At 34.8% G+C, this 17,880-nt stretch carries 14 protein-coding genes and 1 other RNA gene; 4 read left to right on the top strand and 11 right to left on the bottom strand.

The genetic code is table 11. The annotated features are described in order from the left end of the window. Positions 1 to 578 precede the first annotated feature (578 nt). The 4 genes from F6K15_RS15445 to pilM all read right to left on the bottom strand — a co-directional run bounded on the left by F6K15_RS15445 (position 579) and on the right by pilM (position 3,505). Positions 579 to 722 (bottom strand): hypothetical protein, encoded by a 144-nt coding sequence (locus F6K15_RS15445; protein WP_293062130.1) that lies wholly within the window; start codon positions 720 to 722, stop codon positions 579 to 581. A 62-nt stretch (positions 723 to 784) separates the two neighbouring features. Further along, complete coding sequence (locus F6K15_RS15440) at positions 785 to 1,570, bottom strand: pilus assembly protein PilO (protein ID WP_293062128.1); 786 nt, start codon at positions 1,568 to 1,570, stop codon at positions 785 to 787. 2 nt (positions 1,571 to 1,572) lie between these two features. After that, complete coding sequence (locus tag F6K15_RS15435; protein ID WP_293062126.1) at positions 1,573 to 2,400, bottom strand: PilN domain-containing protein; 828 nt, start codon at positions 2,398 to 2,400, stop codon at positions 1,573 to 1,575. A gap of 7 nt (positions 2,401 to 2,407) precedes the next feature. Then, positions 2,408 to 3,505: a type IV pilus assembly protein PilM gene (gene pilM / locus F6K15_RS15430; RefSeq protein ID WP_293062124.1), complete on the bottom strand. Its 1,098-nt coding sequence runs from the start codon at positions 3,503 to 3,505 to the stop codon at positions 2,408 to 2,410. 1,979 nt (positions 3,506 to 5,484) lie between these two features. On the opposite strand from pilM, the gene F6K15_RS15425 reads away from it, so the two are divergent. Then, positions 5,485 to 6,777, top strand: a complete 1,293-nt coding sequence (locus F6K15_RS15425) for a sugar ABC transporter substrate-binding protein (protein ID WP_293062122.1) — start codon at positions 5,485 to 5,487, stop codon at positions 6,775 to 6,777. Between the two features lie 1,751 nt (positions 6,778 to 8,528). Next, positions 8,529 to 9,782: a response regulator gene (locus F6K15_RS15420; protein ID WP_293062120.1), complete on the top strand. Its 1,254-nt coding sequence runs from the start codon at positions 8,529 to 8,531 to the stop codon at positions 9,780 to 9,782. Here F6K15_RS15420 and F6K15_RS15415 read toward each other — a convergent pair. Together F6K15_RS15415 and rsmI are read right to left on the bottom strand one after the other, a co-directional pair. Further along, positions 9,762 to 11,024, bottom strand: a complete 1,263-nt coding sequence (locus F6K15_RS15415) for a folylpolyglutamate synthase/dihydrofolate synthase family protein (RefSeq protein WP_293062118.1) — start codon at positions 11,022 to 11,024, stop codon at positions 9,762 to 9,764. The genes F6K15_RS15420 and F6K15_RS15415 overlap by 21 nt on opposite strands. Before the next feature lie 509 nt (positions 11,025 to 11,533). Then, positions 11,534 to 12,373 carry a 16S rRNA (cytidine(1402)-2'-O)-methyltransferase gene (gene rsmI / locus F6K15_RS15410; protein WP_293062116.1) on the bottom strand — a complete coding sequence of 280 codons (840 nt, stop codon included), beginning with the start codon at positions 12,371 to 12,373 and terminating at the stop codon, positions 11,534 to 11,536. Positions 12,374 to 12,421: 48 nt separating this feature from the next. Here rsmI and F6K15_RS15405 point away from each other — a divergent pair, with 48 nt between their 5' ends. Beyond that, a complete protein-coding gene (locus tag F6K15_RS15405; RefSeq protein WP_293062114.1) occupies positions 12,422 to 12,580 on the top strand; it encodes a hypothetical protein in 159 nt (52 codons plus the stop codon). A 257-nt stretch (positions 12,581 to 12,837) separates the two neighbouring features. On the opposite strand, the gene F6K15_RS15400 is transcribed toward F6K15_RS15405, so the two are convergent. The 4 genes from F6K15_RS15400 to F6K15_RS15385 all read right to left on the bottom strand — a co-directional run bounded on the left by F6K15_RS15400 (position 12,838) and on the right by F6K15_RS15385 (position 14,526). Further along, positions 12,838 to 13,263 carry a hypothetical protein gene (locus F6K15_RS15400; protein ID WP_293062112.1) on the bottom strand — a complete coding sequence of 142 codons (426 nt, stop codon included), beginning with the start codon at positions 13,261 to 13,263 and terminating at the stop codon, positions 12,838 to 12,840. Between the two features lie 78 nt (positions 13,264 to 13,341). Further along, positions 13,342 to 13,710 carry a phasin family protein gene (locus F6K15_RS15395; protein ID WP_293062111.1) on the bottom strand — a complete coding sequence of 123 codons (369 nt, stop codon included), beginning with the start codon at positions 13,708 to 13,710 and terminating at the stop codon, positions 13,342 to 13,344. Positions 13,711 to 14,139: 429 nt separating this feature from the next. After that, positions 14,140 to 14,236: signal recognition particle sRNA small type (gene ffs, locus F6K15_RS15390), an RNA gene on the bottom strand. A gap of 23 nt (positions 14,237 to 14,259) precedes the next feature. Beyond that, the gene (locus F6K15_RS15385; protein ID WP_293062109.1) at positions 14,260 to 14,526 is read right to left on the bottom strand and encodes a YciI family protein; all 267 of its coding nucleotides are present in this window, start codon (positions 14,524 to 14,526) and stop codon (positions 14,260 to 14,262) included. Positions 14,527 to 14,549: 23 nt separating this feature from the next. Between F6K15_RS15385 and F6K15_RS15380 the strand changes: the two genes are divergently transcribed. Next, positions 14,550 to 15,116, top strand: coding sequence for a 2'-5' RNA ligase family protein (locus F6K15_RS15380; RefSeq protein ID WP_293062108.1), 567 nt, complete (start codon positions 14,550 to 14,552; stop codon positions 15,114 to 15,116). Positions 15,117 to 15,351: 235 nt separating this feature from the next. Here F6K15_RS15380 and F6K15_RS15375 read toward each other — a convergent pair whose 3' ends face one another. Beyond that, the gene (locus F6K15_RS15375) at positions 15,352 to 17,865 is read right to left on the bottom strand and encodes a P-loop ATPase, Sll1717 family (RefSeq protein ID WP_293062106.1); all 2,514 of its coding nucleotides are present in this window, start codon (positions 17,863 to 17,865) and stop codon (positions 15,352 to 15,354) included. Positions 17,866 to 17,880: the final 15 nt, after the last annotated feature.

Genomic DNA, 17,880 nt, shown 5'->3' with positions numbered 1-17,880 from the left:
CCACTTTGGCTTCCAGCCTAACAGACTTCTAGACTCCTCGATGTAGACAATAATCTACCTGTGAGCTTACTTTTAGAGTAGATTTTTACTTCGGGTGAAAACCCGCAAGTCGTTCTTCAACCAGGAGATAAATCCGCCTAGCTAACTCTGTCCCGTCGTTTTTTATGTGTTTGGCTAGAGTATAGAGCTTTATCCACAGCTGTGACGTTCTCCTACATCAAATCAAAGATTATTATGTAGGCTTCCCAACCTCACGGACGCGGGCTTTCTGCTTTGCTGGCGCAACGCTGCGCGTTACATGTCGCGGAGCGAAACACAGGGAGTGTAATCACTTAACCCTCGGCAGACAGAGACTCGGAGACCCACCGCCTTCTTATACTAAACAGTTCTGTAATCCAGAAAGTTCCCTTAAGAGTTTTACCTTTTCACGGGTTGACGCTTAACTTCGCCAATTGAAACCCATACTCGCTATTTGTTTTCATGGTTTTTTCAGGTGCGTACTACCGCTACTCCTGATTTAATCACTAAATAACACAAAAAAAGCACACAATGCAAGCTCTAAGTGGACGCTACGCGGTTTATTTGTTGGTCGGCAATTCTCCTCCCGTTAACTTATGTATAACGGGAGACCCCTTGCCGACATCAAAGTTGGATCTATCGCTTTTTAATTTTTTCTTTTTTCTTTTTTCTACTTTCCCACCCTTTTCAGCACTAGCTTTCAAATTTACATAAATATAAGAAGATATAATACCATAATATTTGGTAAATTATGTGAATTTTTATTTTATTGCTCTTCTGGTTTGGCTGGTTCTGGTTTAGCCAATGATTCTTGTTCGCTTAAGGCCAACAGAGCGTGCATATCAAAGGATGTCCTGAGTCTACTTTCTGGTTGGCTGACTGGTACAAATCTGTTTTGTCTCCATTCAACTTCGATAATTTGATTTCCTTGCTGTAGTTTAGTTTTTAAGTTTTTTACTACCAGTAATGTTTGCATTCGTTCCAAAGCAATCATAAAGGCTCTTGTTTGGGCATAAGTTCCTTCATATTCTACTTTGAATTCTCGTCGCTTTAATTTACCATTTACCAGTGGTCCTAATGAATTATCCTTAACTATATAGTTGCCATCTTTTGACTCTACTGGTTGAAATTTAATCATTTTGGCTTGTCGGTCTTCATCATTAATACCTGTATTAATTTGATCGATTAGCTTATTCATATCGTACAGCAGAGTTTTCATGGTTTTTTCACTGGCAAATAAGCTGGTTACGTCTTCTCTTTGTTTCTCAGCTTCTACCATTGCTGCTTCTGCTTTTGGTCGTTCTTTTATTTGTTTTTTCTGTTCTTTTATGGTGTTTTGTGCTGTCTGTATTTCTGTTCTTAATAAAGCACTTTTTTCAATGGCTGGTTTGAGCTGATTATATCCTAAAAATCCTGCTGCTCCTAACCCGACAACGCCAATAACTGCTCCGAGAAATCTGGGGTCTTTGAGTGATATACCGAATATTTTCGGACCCCCTACTTCTCCTTCTTGTTCTTCAAATTCCGGGTTCCATTCATTTGCTGCTACCATTTTTAAAATACTCCTTTTTCTGTTAATATTTCTATTCTATCTACTAATCCAATTGCTCCTTGACTTTTTAATTGAGGTAATAATTCTGATGCACCTAAAGGGCTGAGATTTGTTTCTATTTTATACTCAACTACTTGTGGTAATTCTGGTATATCTGGAGCTAAAGTTGACCTAGAGTTTTGTAATTCTAGTCTGGTTGGATTGGCTTTTTTCGTGGCACTAATTAGTTTTGTTTTTTCTCCTTGGAAAAAGGGAGAATTTTGCAGTAGCAATAAAAAGTCATTGACTTGACCATAAGAATCTGCTGTTCCAGAAAATGATACAGTTGCTGTTGGTTTTGGGGGTGCTGCTGCCTGTTCTTTTTTATCCCCCTTTGAATCTTTTTGATTTGGTGGGGGTGCTGCTGGAGGAACTATTTTTGGTTCTTTTTGTTCAATGCTAGCTATTTTGACCCCACTAGGTATGAGGGTGCCAAATTCTCCCAATAAAGCGGACCATGGTTTAATTTGGTCAAAAACTGTTGCTAATGCTTTTGCCTCTGCTTTAAATGTTTTAGTTTTTGCTTTGATTGCTTCTATATCTTTAATTTGGGCGTTTAGTTTACTCAATTCGGCATTTAATTTGTCTAGGTCTGCCTGTAATTTGGTGTTTACTTGATTGAGATAGAACCATCCACCAGCAACTAGACCATTAACCGCCACTGCTACTGCTGCCCCAATCAGAATTGGTCTGGGGTCTTCTAGTGATGGTCCACCACCACTTGCTGGTTTGGGAATATCTTTTTTATATTCTGGGCGATCGTTGAGAAAATTTACATCTAAGCCATACATAATTAATTTAAACCTCTCTTAATCCTAAACCTAATACCACTCCTAAACTGGAGCGTTGTTCTAGTGGAATTTCTTGTTCTATTTCTAAGGCTAAAGTCTCTATTGGATCGACTTTAGATGCGGGTAAACTTAAACGTTGCATAAAAAAGTCATCTATTTGTCCTATTGCTGCACCAGATCCTGTTAATAATAATTGTGCCACCTCCAAATCTTCAAATTGATTGAGATAAAAATCTATTGAGCGTCGTAGTTCATCCCCTAATTCTGCTAATACTTTTAGTAAGGCATTAGTTCCGGGGTTTGCTTCGTTTCCTGTGACTCCCATTGTATCTAATACTGGAACGGTCATTCCCAGTAATTCGCTAGTATCTCTGGTTGGAGGTAAATTCATTGCTTCGTTTAAGGAAGATTGCATTTGATAAGTACCAATGGGAATTGTCCGGTTAAATTGAGGTACTCCATCTACTACGATAGCAAGTTCAGTACTGTCAAATTCTAAATCTGCTATTACTGTTGCTTCTTGGGGTCCATACTGTTGAAGTATATCTTTTACTGTTCGGATTAAGGCAAAGTTACTTACTTCTAAAACATCTATTGCTAATCCTGCTTGGGTGAATACTTCTATGTAGCTATCTGTTACTTCTTTTCTAGTAGCTACTAAGGCTACTTGTACTTTTTCTAAATCATCATTTGGGTCTATTATTGTTCCTAATTTCTGATAGTCTACATCTGCTTCTTCTCTGGGAAATGGTAAGTATAAACCTGCTTCTTGATTCATATAATCTTGCAATTCTTGGTCGTTTAATTCTGCTGGTACAGGAATTACACGAGTTACTGCTTCTCTGCCTGGAATTGCTGTTGCGACTCTTCTGGTTTTTATATTATTGTCTTCTATTATTGATTCTATTAGCTCTGATATTGTAGGGGCATCAACTATTTGACCTTCTAAAAATACATCTTCTGGCACTTCTGCTGTGGCAAGGGTTACTAATTTTAATTTATCTCCTTGTTTACGGATTTCAGCAATATTAATTCTTTCTGGACCTATCTCTACTCCTATTCCTGGTTGCTTTTTTTTAAATAAATTTTTTAAGTAATTAACCATAGTTTTCTTGATTTTAATTTAATACAAATGTGTTTTTTGAAATTTGTCATGACAGAGCTAGAAAGTCTTGTGGTTTTGAATCATTTAACAGGTGCATAATGAGAGAATTAAACAGTTATCAGTAGGTGGTTTGGTATTGAAACTGTATTTCTCAATTCTGCGGTCTAATAAGTCATCTCTTTTACTCAATATTCTCTATCCTAATCCACTCCAAATCATTAAGATCAAATCTGTTTAATTAGTAAAAAAAAATGTCTATTGGATTGGAAAACAGCGAACTGATAACTGAGTAGTGGGGGTCTTCAACGAATTTGTTGAAAATGATATATAAACTGATGATGATAATCTTTGCTAGACTTAAGTTGATTAAGTATTAAGATATAGTTAGTTTGGTTGATTTTTATATCCCTACTAAAATACTCATACTAGGTATCAAAAGTCTTAACTATGATTTTGTAAGCATTCAGCTATTAGAAGTCAGCTCTTCGGTGCGGAATGGGCTCGCATTCAGATTTTTAATGAATGAACCAAGTATTTGTTTAACTTCTACTACATTTTTAAATAAAGAATTGAAGCACAAGAACAACGAGCTTAAATTGTCCACTAAAGGTAATAAAACTGTTTGCGCAGCATTCCGTAGAAATAGCTGATAGCTGACTGCTGTTTGCGCAGCATTCCGCAGGAAATGCTTACATGATTTTTTGTTTTCCAAGAGCTAGTGTTTAGTATTTAATAACTTTTGTTATGCTCATTTTTTCTATTGTTATGCTCATTTTTTCCATTTTCCAAGAATAGCATTAATTTCTGAAAAATACTTTGAATCAGTTATCAGTAATCGGTAAAAGTTTTTGGGCATTTCAACAGTATCTCTCAATTATGGCCAAGGGAACACTAAATTACAATTAAAGGTGAGCAGTTATCAGCGATCGGTAAAAGTGGTTCGGTATTGAAACTGTATTTCCCAATTCTGCGGTCTAAGAAGTCCCCGATACTCTTTATCCTAATCCACTCTAAACAATTAATATTAAATCTGTTTAATTAGCAGAAAAAATTGTCTATATCCTAATCCACTCTAAACAATTAATATTAAATCTGTTTAATTAGCAGAAAAAATTGTCTATTGGAGTGGGAAACAGCGAACTGATAATTAAATAGTGAATAGTCAATTATGGCTTTGTTGATAGACAATAAAAATTTGTATAATACCAATTTTATGTGAGGTGATTCTGATTAAAATATTATTTCTAGCAATATGATTTGAGTTGTGAGATATTGGAAACTTTTAGGTAACAGGTAACAGGCAACAGGCAACAGAGAAAAACGTATCAGATGTATGTAATAATTGCTATATTCTGTACTTTTAAGGAACACTTAAATTCTTACAAATTATTCCTGATTGCTATATTATTCTATGCAACTTCACATTAATTTTGTATCAGCTATTTAGTCTGACCAAAAATTATGTAATTAATTTTGCTCATATATTTACAAATATGATCTAGATGGCTATATTTTATAGACAGTTACACGATTTTTAATGATAATTATTTTACAGCTTGATTTTCATCTAAAATAATAATTTTGAAATAGTAACCAATCTAGACTTAGTTACTAAAAACTAATTTTAGATTTTTTTACTATTGCTAATTTAAGCTATTAACTGTTCTCCAAAATATTTAATTCCTGACTAATATAGCAATTCCCAAAAAGCGTGAGGTACAAAACTCTAGGCAATAGGCAACAGCTCCGGAAGGCAATAGTGAAGTAAAGGCAAGAGTGTACTTCACGCTTACTGAGAAACGCTATATTTCAAATTTAAATGCTATATATTGATAACACCTAATATTTAGAGACAGACAAAAAGATAGTCATCCAAAAATATATAATAATTGGATTTTTCCTTTGTCATGCAAAGTGCAAAAATCATCATAATTTCAATAATATAAGGAGACTTCAGATAATTTTATATGTTTGATCAAATGTTTTACATTGTTAAATGGCAACGGTTTAGGTTATTTGCTATATTCGGACTAATCTTAACATTTTTGATTAGTTGCACTACTCCCTCTCCTACTAACTTAAATACTCAAGAAATTAAGTTTTGGACGATACAGCTTCAACCTCAATTTACGAATTATTTTAATCAATTGATTACTGATTTTGAAACTGATAATCCAGGTTTATCTGTACGATGGATTGATATACCTTGGTCAATGATGGAAAAGAAAATTCAGAGTGCTATTTTGGCAAAAACTCTTCCAGATGTGGTTAATCTTAATTCAAATTTTGGATATTTATTGACTGAAACTAATGCTTGGTTAAATTTGGATACTATATTATCAGATTCGGTAAAAAATCAATATTTACCTAACTTTTGGCAGGCTAGTAAAATTAATGGTAAAAGTTTTGGTATCCCTTGGTATGCCACAACAAATATAACTATTTATAATTCTCAGCTATTTCAACAAGCAGGACTAGAGCAACCTCCCAAAAATTATTCAGAGTTAGCAGAGGTGGCTAAACAGATTAAGGAAAAAACTGATAAGTACGCATTTTTTATTTCTTTTCTACCAGAAGAATTTTCAGAGGTATTAGAATCTTTTGGCAAGATGGGAGTGACACTGATAGATGTTGATGGAAAGGCTGCTTTTAATACTCCAACTGGTCAGGCAGTATTCAAGTATTGGGTCGATCTATATCAAGATGGGCTATTACCAAAGGAGGTATTGACAAAAGGGATTCAAGCTGGTATCGATTTATATCAAGCTGGAGAAATAGCTATGTTGTTTTCTGGTTCAGAAGTGATTGGGGCAATATCTGAAGATACACCAGAGATTGGACAAGTATCAAAACCTGTATCTCAAATTACAGGTGAAACTGGTAAAAAAAGTATGATGTTAATGAATTTAGCTATTTCTAGTAATACTAAACTACCAGACCGAGCGCTGAAATTTGCTTTGTTTATTACTAACAATCAAAATCAAACGGCTTTTACTCAAGAGACTAATGTTCTACCTTCTATAACTCAGACTTTAGAGAATAATTATTTTCAAAGTCTTCCTTCTAATGCTTCTACTCAAGATAAGGCTCGAATTATTAGTGCTAATCAAATGCTTAAAGCAGAAGTTTTACTTCCACAAGTAAAAAATTTGAATGAGTTGAAACAGATTATTTCTCAAAACTTACAAGCAGCTATGTTGGCAGAGAAAACTGTTGAAAAGGCGATCGCTGATGCGGCGTTTGAATGGGATAATTTATCGGGAAGGAGTTAAAAGGGAAAAGGTTTTGTAGAGACTTGGCTTTTGATAAGAAAGTGTCGATCAAATAAGTATTCAGAGATTATGGATCTACTTCAGATAAAAGTTGGAAGGAGTCCAGGGATTGAAATAAGCATGATAGAGTAGTGTCTCAATATTCAGACTTCTAAGCTGACAAATAGAAAGTTATAGTTGTGCAAAAGAGCACTTACCGAATAATTAATTATTAATAATTAATTATTAAATAATTCGCGCCTTGAAGCCTCCCCTTTTAAGGGTAAAAAAAGCCGTCGTTTTGCTGGCGCACAACGCACGTTAACGCTACGCGACATGTTTGCGGAGCATTCCGTCAGGAAAAAGCGCAGCTTTCCCGTAGGGTGGGATGGCGAGGTTTCCTCACCATATCCAATCGACCAAGAAAAGAAAATATTCCTTATATTCAATTCCGTAGCGGTTAAAACCAGAGGTAATTATCAATTATCCATTATCCATTATCAATTAATGAACTATTTCCTTTTTTAGATTTCCCGATCAATTCAATCTCTTAATATATTTAGGGCTTGCTGATTAAATATAAAAGCATTGATATATAAAGAATTTATCCTTTTTGAGGTCGAAAAAAGTACCTGGTTTTCAGCTCTTCACGCTCAAAAAGTTAGTATTTTAGGCGCATAGTTGGGCAGAAAAATCAAGGGACTATTCTTACTTCTACCTCGTCTAAATTCCTATTTCTCCTGTCTCCTGTCTCCTGTCTCCTACCCCTACTAAAAGACTTTTTCAGCAGACCTTATTTAGATATTTGTTTTTTCGTTATTCAGACTTCTAAACTGACAATTTGTTTTTTCCTTTTTAAGAAACGCTATACTGCTTATTTTTGTAACAAATATATATTTTTTTTTAAACGGTTAGCGGAATTGGGATATTAATTCTATTATTTGATATGTATATAGCGTTTCTCAGTAAGTGTGAGGTACCCCTATTTGTCTTCTATTCTCTGTTCCTTGTTCCCTAAAACCAAGGAATGCGCGTACCTGACCAGCATGGGAATTGCTATAAAGTTTTTCATGTTGATGAAATCAATTAACTAAACTTAAAAATAAAGCGACGATCATGGAAACAAGAAATCTGAACCTTACCTGTATAGAACCCATTTGGTATCTTCATAAATATGCGTGTTTTGTTAGTCTTGAGTCAGGAGACAGGAGATAGGAGTTCATTAATGGATAATGGATAATGGATAATGGATAATTACCTCGGGTTTTAACCGTTACGGAATTGAATATAAGGAATATTGTCTTTTTTTTCCCCTTAAAAGGGTCGGCTTTAAGATGCGAATTATTTAATTATTAATTATTCGGTAAGAGGGAAGAGGGAAGATGTGGCGAGAAATAATACAAAAAATTCAACACTCCTTCAGATGATTTTTCCTCACTCATTGATGTGCGAAAAGACTTGACTAGCAAAATTATATAGCTCTCAAATAGGTTCTATATTAATTGCTAAAAATCTAATTTCATAGAACTTTACCAGTTTTTCCATCAGCGATCGCCTCAAAATCAAATGTAAATTAGTTAAAATTCTCAGTAAAAAAACGGACGATAATAATAAAATTTATCTGTAAAATTAAATTGATAGTTATTTGATTTTATCCCAGACTTTGTCATCAAGTTAAGTGAAATTGCGGATATTAAAACTTTTCTAAACTTATTTAGAGAATAATCAAAAATACAGAATTAAGGACTGCATTGATTGATGGAGTATTAAAAATGATTACGACAACAAAACCAACTACAGCTAGATTTTTTAAACATTTAATCCGTTTAATACCTCAACAGTTTAGTGGTAAGGTAGACCTCCAAAATACCGATGGACAAACATGGCAATTATATTTTGATAGAGGTTGTATAACTTGGGCTACTGGTGGTAGTAGTTCCTGGCGAAGATGGCGCAGAAATTTCACTCAATTTTGCCCTTTTATTTCTCTAGAAACTCTAAGTTTCTACACCCATGATGTTTGTGAAAGCTGGCAATATTACATAGTTAATATTTTATTGAAACAAGAAAAAATATCACTCTCACAAGCTATTTCTATAATTAACAATACCTTGGTCGAAGTATTGTTTGATTTAATTCAGCAAGATAATTTAGATACTTTACAAATTACTTCTGTCACTTCCCATCTACAAGCAGAAATGAAACAACCAATTTTTCGTTTGAGTATCTATGAGGCTTTTGAAAAAGTTAAGCCAATATGGCAAGCTTGGTACGAGGCAAATTTACACAACTATTCTCCAAACTTAGCTCTTGTATTGAATAAACCTGAACTTTTAGAACAACAGATATCAGCTTTAACATACCAAAAATTGCAGATATTAATTAGTAAAAAACTCACACTGCGAGACTTAGCTTTTTACTTAAATCAGGATTTATTAAGACTAACTAAAATATTTATGAATTATGTGAGTCAAGAAATAATTCAATTAACTAATGTGCCTGATATACCTGCATTATCTGTATTAAAAATTGATGCACTAAAAAGTCAAACAAAAGAGATTCAAACACAAAATTCACAATTTCCAGAAACTCCTATAAAGAGCCAGAAAAAATTAGTAGTTTGTATTGATGATTGCCCCATAATAAATAAAATCATGGGAAAATTTATTACAAAAAGAGGCTATCAATTTATAGGAATTCAAAAATCTACATTGGCTGTGCCTACCCTCATAGAAATACAACCAGATTTAATATTTTTAGACATAGAAATGCCTATTGCTAATGGCTATGAAATTTGTAGCCAACTTCGTAGAATACCTCATTTAAAAAATACTCCTATAGTAATTCTCACTGGCAGAGGTAGCATAATTGATCGAGTTCGTGCTCAGTTTGTAGGATGTTCTGAATTTATGAATAAACCAGTAAGCTCAGAAAAAATTGAGGAAATTTTTCATAAATACCTGTATTTAGCAAACCCAAAAACAGAAATTTCAGTAGTAGGGTCTTTAGTTCCAGCTAGTTGCTAGAAAATTTCCTAATAAATACAGAGAACCACATAAAACAATCAGATTTTCACTTTCAGCCATAGCCTCTTCCATGGCAGTTGTTAAATTGGGGTAAGCTTGACAAAATGCTAATTCTGTGCAAATATTCATAGCTATAGTAGTAAGCTGACCCGTATCAGCAAAACTATGGTCTGGGACAGGAACTAGGTACAAGCGATCGCCCGGTCTAATCAAAGCGCGAAAAATTTCTGAATGTTCCTTAGTTGAAAGCATACCCATAACCCAACTGATGGATGGGTAATTAAGTGTCCTGACATATCTCCCCAATACTTGGGCAGCAGCAGTATTATGAGCACCATCAATTAATAATTTACGGTCTTGCCATTTTGTCCATTGCAAACGCCCAGGCCATTTAGTATTAGCGATTCCTTCTTGAATTGCTGTAGGAAAAATATACCAACCCTGTTTTTCCAGAATATGAATTGTCTCAATAGCGATCGCTGAATTGATTAACTGTACATCTCCAAGTAATGGGAGTGGATATTCCATACCTTGATAATTAGCCATTGACAGAGAATCATTTTCTCTACTGCCCTCTAATAATTCAGCAGGTGTTACCCAAACTGCGGGACATCCCAAATCATTAATCCGTTTTTGTACCACTTTTTCTGCTTCTGGTGGTAGTTGCCCAATTATTGCAGGACATCCTGGTTTCAGAATACCTGCTTTTTCACCAGCAATATCAGCCAAAGTTGGACCTAACCTTTGCCAATGTTCCCAACTAATTGAAGTAATAACAGTTACCATTGGTTGCTGACAAACATTTGTGGCATCTAGTCTTCCTCCCAACCCTACTTCTATAACTGCTACATCTACTTCTTGTTGAGCAAAATATAACCAAGCTGCTGCAGTAATAACTTCAAACTGAGTAGGTGAAGCTTTTTCTGGATTAATAGCTGCTTCTACTTCTTCTAATAACTCTTCTAGTTTAGTAGGAGAAATTTGTTGTTCGTTAAGGCAAATACGTTCTGTCCAGTCCACGAGATGAGGTGAAGTATAACGTCCAACTTTATATCCTGCTGCTGTGAGGATCGAAGATAAGTAAGCACAGACAGAACCTTTACCATTTGTCCCGGCGACATGAATAATAGGTACTTGTTGATGGGGGTTTCCGAGGTTATCTAGAAGTTGGTAGATGCGTTCGAGACCAAGCTCAACGCCGAAATGTTCAAAGCGTTTCAGGAAAGAGTCTATTGAGTTCACAATTTTAATTTTTAGTTAATCAGGACTTCTGCTTTTTTACAGCAGTTTTCGAGTCTTAGAGGTACAAAGTTTTATTGCCCTAGGGAACAAGGAACAGGGAACAGGGAACAGAGAACAGGAAGTATAAGAATAGTCTTACAACTGTACCTCACCCTTCCTCAAAAGTGCTGTAAGCTATAAACACTATACACAGCGGGAAGCGCTGTATCATTTATTAGAGTAAAACTGTGTTTTTAGTCAAATCGATATTTCTAGTTAAAGTTTTTGAACCAACTAAATTATTCGTAGCATTCTTTTGGCGTTGCACAGTGACGAATGATTTGAGATTTTTGATGAAAAAGATTTTGGATTTGATAATTGCTAGAACGATTAATATTAGGTTTTTTTTAGTCAAAGTCGAACACCTATTTTTGGCAGTATCATTCCATAATGTGCAACCCCATTCTTTTTTATATTTCATATAACCTTTCTTCCCTCTTCCTTCTTCCTTCTTCCCTCTTCCTTCTTCCTTATAATTTTAGAGCTATTTGATAAATGTGGCGACGGGATAGGTTGGTTTGATGCGCCAGTTGGCGACTAGCTTGCGATCGCGAAATTCCTTGTTCTAAAAGTTTTTGTAATTCTACTTTAATAGTATCTTCTGATATTACTGGCGTATCTGGTTCTGCTCCTGCAATAATCAGGGTAAATTCTCCCCTTGGTCGCTCAGTTTGATAATAAATAATTGCTTGTCCAACTGTACCACGCCAAAATTCTTCATAGAGTTTTGTTAATTCTCTAGCTAAGACTATTTTTCTCTGTTTACCTAATACTTTAGCTAAATCTTCCAAGGTTTGTTTGAGTTTATGAGGAGATTCATATAAAATTATGGTTTCTTGTAAGTTGGGTAAAATTTCTAAGTCTTGTTGACGTTGTTTACTTTTGCTTGGTAAAAAACCGATAAATATAAATTTATCAGTAGGTAGTCCAGAAGCACTTAATGCTGTGATACTTGCACTAACTCCTGGTATTGGTACTACGGAAATATTTGCTGCAACACAAGCTTTTACTATTTCATATCCAGGGTCAGATATTCCTGGCATTCCAGCATCAGTTACTAGAGCAATTGTTTTTCCTTGATATAATTTTTCGATTAATTCAGGTATGCGACTTTGTTGGTTATGTTGATGGTAACTTAATTGTGGAGTTTGGATATCAAAATGTTGTAACAATTTGCTGGTGTGGCGAGTGTCTTCTGCTGCTATTAGGTCTACTGTTTGTAGGGTTTTAATTGCTCGAAATGTTATATCTTCTAGATTGCCTATTGGTGTGCCAACAATGTAAAGAGTCCCTAAATTTATTTCATTCATATAGCACTCCGCGCAAGGCAAAAGTCAAAAATTGGCGTTGGTGAATTAGTGTATGATATTAATCTTAATTACCCAGGAGTCAGGAGTCAACCCACCCCTAGCCCCTCCCAGGAGGGGAAGAAAGAAGAAGAAAGAGGAGTAGAAGGAGAAAGTTTTTTGGTCGCGGAGCGCGGAACAGAGTTCTATGGCACTCTGCTCCGGACATGATATCATACCTCTTTTCACCAACACCAAAAATTTATAGTGTAAAAGTTATCCCTTACGCAAGTCTTTCTAATTTTTTCAATGCTTAGAGCTTAACTCTAATGGTCAAAATAATTTCAGTTATAATAGTTCTAATTTACAACTAAATTAATCATAAAATTTTGATTCTAAAATTATCACCAAGGGAAAAGATAATATTCCTTATATTCAGCCTTTTTATTGCAGAGGTACTGATAACTGATAACTGAAATAGCTTTTGCTTAGTTCAAACTACTATTATCTGATTCCCAGTCTGGACAACTTTCCCCCTCTACACCATAAGGGTGCATTCCACAAACTAATAAATTTCCGCCATAAACTTGACCATGATAATTGCTGCATCCCCTACAAGCTGGATGTTTTTCTACTGTTGGCTCTACACGATCCACAAAATAGTCTATATCTTCCCCTCCCACATCAAAATCTAAGTCCAGATATACTTCGATAATAGGGTCGATTAAATCATTTAGATACTCATCTATCTCTACAATAAAGTTAGTACATATTTCTTCGGTAATCTCCTCCGAAAACTTTCCCCAATCATCAAGCACTTCAGAAACTTCTTCTGCCATTTCATTGAAGAAATTTTCTACTTCTAAAGCAGCAGTTTCAATTACTTCAAACAAGTTTTTTGACCAGTCTTCCATTATTATATGTTTGAACTTTTTGCTTTAAACTTAGGGTGTCTAAACTCTTGGAGAAGAGCTTAATTTTTGTCCGAAGATTTAATCTTTTTGTAGCCGACGCAATTCATCCTGTAGCTTATGCACTTCTTGGCGCATCTTATCTACTTCTTGGTTTGACTCTGATGAACTGTCATCCTCAGAAAGAATTTCTATACGACGTGGTTCACTAGGTCTCGTGTCTGGAGATGCCTCTACCGGTGGCTGTTGCATGGCCTTATTCATCATATCCTCGACAAATTTACGACCCTCTTCCGTAGTCATTTCACCACGCTTAACCATCTCATCTGCCAGTTTTTGGGTCTCCGTTCTTAGTTCAGCCAATTTCTGATTAGCTTTCTCTCCTGCATAAGAGGCTAATCCCACTCCTAGATAAACTGCCTTTTGAATAATTCCTCCCAAATTATCCATAATATATTCTGGCTCCTTTAAAGTGACGTTCTCCTACATCAAATCAAAGATTATGATGTAGGCTTCCCTACCTCACGGACGCGGGCTTTCTGTTTCACAGGGAGTGCAACCACTTAACCCTCCGCAGACAGAGACGACAAGACCCACCGCCTTCTTGTACTAAACAGTTCTGTACTCCAGAAAGTTCCCTCAAGAGTTTTACCTTTTCACGAGTTAACGCTTAACTTCTGAATTGAACCCCATATTCGCTATTTGTTTTTATGGTTCTTTCAGGTGCGTACTACCGCTACTCCTAATTTAATCACCAATAACACAAAAAAGCACACAATGCAAGCTATAAGTGGACACTAAGCGGTTTATTTGTTTGTCGGCAATTCTCCTCCCGTTAACATTTGTATAACAGGAGACCCCTTCCCGACATCAAAGTTGGGTGACCCGGAGTCAACGCCTACCATAAGCATCCCGTGTTGCTGCTACCTTCCGGTCCTGACAAGGTTTAGGCGTTATAGTCGCGCTGGTCCGAATCACTTATTACTATAACACAATTTTTTATTCTGCAACTATGCACCACTGATAAATTTTATAGGTGACACAATTATTTTTGATGAGAGGGTCTTCGGCCACTATTTTTTGGGCTTCTTCCATAGATTGGGCCTCGAATAGTAACATTCCTCCTTCATGGTTTTTCCAGTAACCACTCTTAGCTTTATGTCCTTTAGCAATTAATTCTTGGACATAAGCTCTATGAGCTGGTACATACTGGTCAAATATGGTTTTTTCGACTATACCTTTTTCTATTTTGGCAAACCAAGGCATTTTATTTTTTAAATTTTAATTTTATGGGTCAATCAAAACGTTTATTATTTGTGGCTCTTGTGCCACCTGAAAATATTCAAAACCAAGTTACGGAAATTAAGGAATATTTTGCTACTAAATATAATAGTAGTCGTGCTTTAAGATCGGTGCCTCATATTACTTTACAGCCTCCTTTTAAATGGCCGACTGAAAATTTAGCAGTTTTGCAGGAGTGTTTACAGACTTGTGCCCAAAAATGCTCTGCTTTTCCCATTACTTTGTCTGGGTTTTCTGCTTTTCCACCTCGTGTTATCTATATTAATGTTGTCAAAACTCCAGAACTATTAAAAATACAAAAAGATTTAATTGGATTTACAGAAACTACTTTAGGAATTGTGCATCCCCCTTCTAAAATTCGCCCTTTTTCTCCTCATGTAACAGTAGCTTTTCGAGACTTAACTAAAACGAATTTTCGAGCAGCTTGGTTAGAATTTCGAGAGCGATCGCTTCATTTTGAATTTATGGCTTCTCAGTTAACTTTATTAATTCATAATGGTAAGCGGTGGGATATTTGTAATGAGTTTCCTTTTAGAGGATTTCAAAAATACTAAATACACAATTTTGGCATATACATAATATTGAGATAATTCACGAATATTAAATCCACAATTTTGGCAGATATACAGTTAATTCCACCTTGGTGAGGTAAACTCACGCGGGCAAGATGCCCGCACTGGAAATATTTAATTTAATTATTAATATCTGTACTTCTTATGGGAGGAATCTATAGAATTAGGCTATTTAATTGGGTTATCAACTATATTTTTTCATCCTAATATAAATATTCTATACTGCACCTTGACGATCCATTTCAAAACCATAAACATATATATCCACAAATTTATAGCGTCCTTCTTTTTCACGGAATTCAATAATTCCTATTTCACCTAAAAAAGAAACAAACTCTTCAAAATTTTCTAGAACTTGATCTGGTAAATTATTCCATATTTCTTGTAATTCTTCTTTTATTAAAAAAGCTGATTTTCCCTTAAGGGAATCAAAAAAATTAATTAGATAGGGATATTCCTCTTTAATTTCTTCACATCGCTTTTCTGATGCTTTTCTTAATCCAGATTCTAGAGATTTTCCTTGAAGTAAACGTTCTGTACGGATTTTAGTTGATGATTTTCCTTGATCAGTTAGTTCTTGTTCTTTTGCTCCTTTAAGTAATATACTTAAACTCCTAGGAAAAGTCGTGCCACTTGAGTCTGTTAATCGTTCATAAACCCATCGAGATACTTTTTTCGCTCTATTTCCTCCTCTGCGACGACTTCCCCAAAGTAATTCTAATGCTTTATCAAGCTCTTCTTCATTCGCTATATCTATACTTTCAACAGCAACAGGATAAACTCGATCAACTAAATTCTTGAAATTTTGAGATTGTATTGCTTGACGAAGTGCTAAACGTAAAAAGTCTATTTGATTCCACTGTAAAATAATATCCCTTCCAGTAAAATGACTTTTATTATCAAAACTTAAACGATTCCAAATATCTTCTCTCAAGAAAATTTTAAATCTAATTTCCGTTAGTCTACTTGCATCACAAGATTGAACTAATTGAAATAATCCTGTTAATGCTTTGTGTCTTAATTCTCCTGCTTCCGAAAAATCTTCATCTAAATCATCGTAAAGAAACCATAATTTTTGAGACTTTTCTTTTGCCTCTTGATTAAGAATAATATTTACTGCATCTTTAACTGTAAGTATGAGTTGAGAGTTAGTAGATAATTCTAATAAAGCTTTAGTTGATTCAGACTGCCATGTATCTTTTGGTAAATTATTAATTATTTTTTTCAGCTCGGTAAACTTTCCCCTTTTACCTTTATTACCTCTGGGAAATTTCAGTAATTCTTCCTGATAACATCTAAATAGTAAATAAGCTCTCCAAAAAGCTTCCCATGTTCCATTCTTTTTCTGCAAATTTTGATGAATAATTTGAAATTCATCACGAGTTGGTCTACTTTCCTGAAATCTACCATGTCCTGATAAAAATACAGTATTATCTAACCGTCTGTGAGCTAATTTTTGAGCTAGTTCTTGATGTTTTAAAAACAACCAATATAGGGCAGTTTTACCTGTTCCTTTTTTTCCTCGAATTAGGCAGGTTGTATCATCTAAAAATTTTTCAAAATCAGTAGTGCGCTGAAACAATAAGCTTAAATCTTGCTTCTGATCGGCCGCATTTACTTCAGGAAACTCTAGACTTTCAATAATTTGCCATCTTTGTTCAACAATATTTAAAACACTACTGCGTTGAATTTCATCATTTTTTTCATCAATTAGATTAGCAATTTTACTATAGTAATCTTGCATTTCTAGTATGGGATAGCTATCAGCAAAGGCAATTGGTTGAAGATAAGGAATTACTAATAATTCATCATTTTCTGGTTGCTCATTATTTGTGTTTAAATCCTCTTCATCATTATCATAGTTTTCATCTGTTCTATTTTTTATACTTTCAAGCAATAAATTCCAAATTTCTTTGACTTTATCTAAACCACTCTTTGTCACATCAGGTACAGGAGAAAAAACAAAATTAATGGATAGATTTTTCAGACTTTGAAGAGATTCTAGTAGTAGTTCTATTCCCTGTTTATTTTGTTCATTAGGGAAAAGAAAAATAATTGCTTCATCAGCAGCTTGAATTAATGATAAAGCACCCCATTGATTAATCCCAGTTCTGGAGTCAATTAAGAGAATATCTGGTTTTAATTGTTCTTGAATTTCTTGTTTAAAAATAGACCAAATATTTTTATCTCCATCTATAACAGTTGTGGCATGAAGATCGTCAACTTTAGACACATAATCAAGACTAAGATATCCAGCAGGAACAACAAATAATCTCCCTGTAGCATTAGGTATTCTTACTTCACTAAATATGTCTGTAATTAAAATACTGGGTTCTATTCCTTCTGGTAAATAAGAACGTTCGTAAAAATAATCAACTATTCCATATTTTGGGTTTTTCTTAAGGTTAAATGCCGTACTTAACCCAGGTGCTTCTAAATCTAAATCTACAGCTACAACTTTACGACCTCGCATTGCTAAAATTGAGGCTACATGAGTTAATGCAGTAGTCCTTCCTACTCCTCCTTTAAAAGAATAAAATGTTACTGTTCTGGGTATACTGGGTTCTTTCTGAGGTAGTTGAGGTTGATTTTGTGGGTTTGCCGCTTGAATAGCTAAATCTTGCCAAGTACTGGGTGAGAATGTCTCAGAAATTTGTGGAGGTGAAATATTTAATGATTCAGCTTCTTTAGGTGTATATAAGGAAAGAAACCCAGGAGATAAATGAGGCACTTGAGATTTTAATAA

Origin of the sequence: Okeania sp. SIO2B3 (genome assembly GCF_010672525.1) — a bacterium.
Taxonomy (GTDB): Bacteria; Cyanobacteriota; Cyanobacteriia; order Cyanobacteriales; family Microcoleaceae; genus Okeania.
Note: the sequence above shows the minus strand (reverse complement) of the source record. Positions and strands in the feature narration are given on the sequence as shown.

What these genes read in the sequence shown, in the direction of transcription:
- F6K15_RS15440 (WP_293062128.1), bottom strand. Translation starts at nt 1,570, where the DNA reads ATGGTAGCAGCAAATGAATGGAACCCGGAATTTGAAGAACAAGAAGGA.
- F6K15_RS15435 (WP_293062126.1), bottom strand. Translation starts at nt 2,400, where the DNA reads ATGTATGGCTTAGATGTAAATTTTCTCAACGATCGCCCAGAATATAAA.
- pilM (WP_293062124.1), bottom strand. Translation starts at nt 3,505, where the DNA reads ATGGTTAATTACTTAAAAAATTTATTTAAAAAAAAGCAACCAGGAATA.
- F6K15_RS15425 (WP_293062122.1), top strand. Translation starts at nt 5,485, where the DNA reads ATGTTTTACATTGTTAAATGGCAACGGTTTAGGTTATTTGCTATATTC.
- F6K15_RS15420 (WP_293062120.1), top strand. Translation starts at nt 8,529, where the DNA reads ATGATTACGACAACAAAACCAACTACAGCTAGATTTTTTAAACATTTA.
- rsmI (WP_293062116.1), bottom strand. Translation starts at nt 12,373, where the DNA reads ATGAATGAAATAAATTTAGGGACTCTTTACATTGTTGGCACACCAATA.
- F6K15_RS15400 (WP_293062112.1), bottom strand. Translation starts at nt 13,263, where the DNA reads ATGGAAGACTGGTCAAAAAACTTGTTTGAAGTAATTGAAACTGCTGCT.
- F6K15_RS15395 (WP_293062111.1), bottom strand. Translation starts at nt 13,710, where the DNA reads ATGGATAATTTGGGAGGAATTATTCAAAAGGCAGTTTATCTAGGAGTG.
- F6K15_RS15385 (WP_293062109.1), bottom strand. Translation starts at nt 14,526, where the DNA reads ATGCCTTGGTTTGCCAAAATAGAAAAAGGTATAGTCGAAAAAACCATA.
- F6K15_RS15380 (WP_293062108.1), top strand. Translation starts at nt 14,550, where the DNA reads ATGGGTCAATCAAAACGTTTATTATTTGTGGCTCTTGTGCCACCTGAA.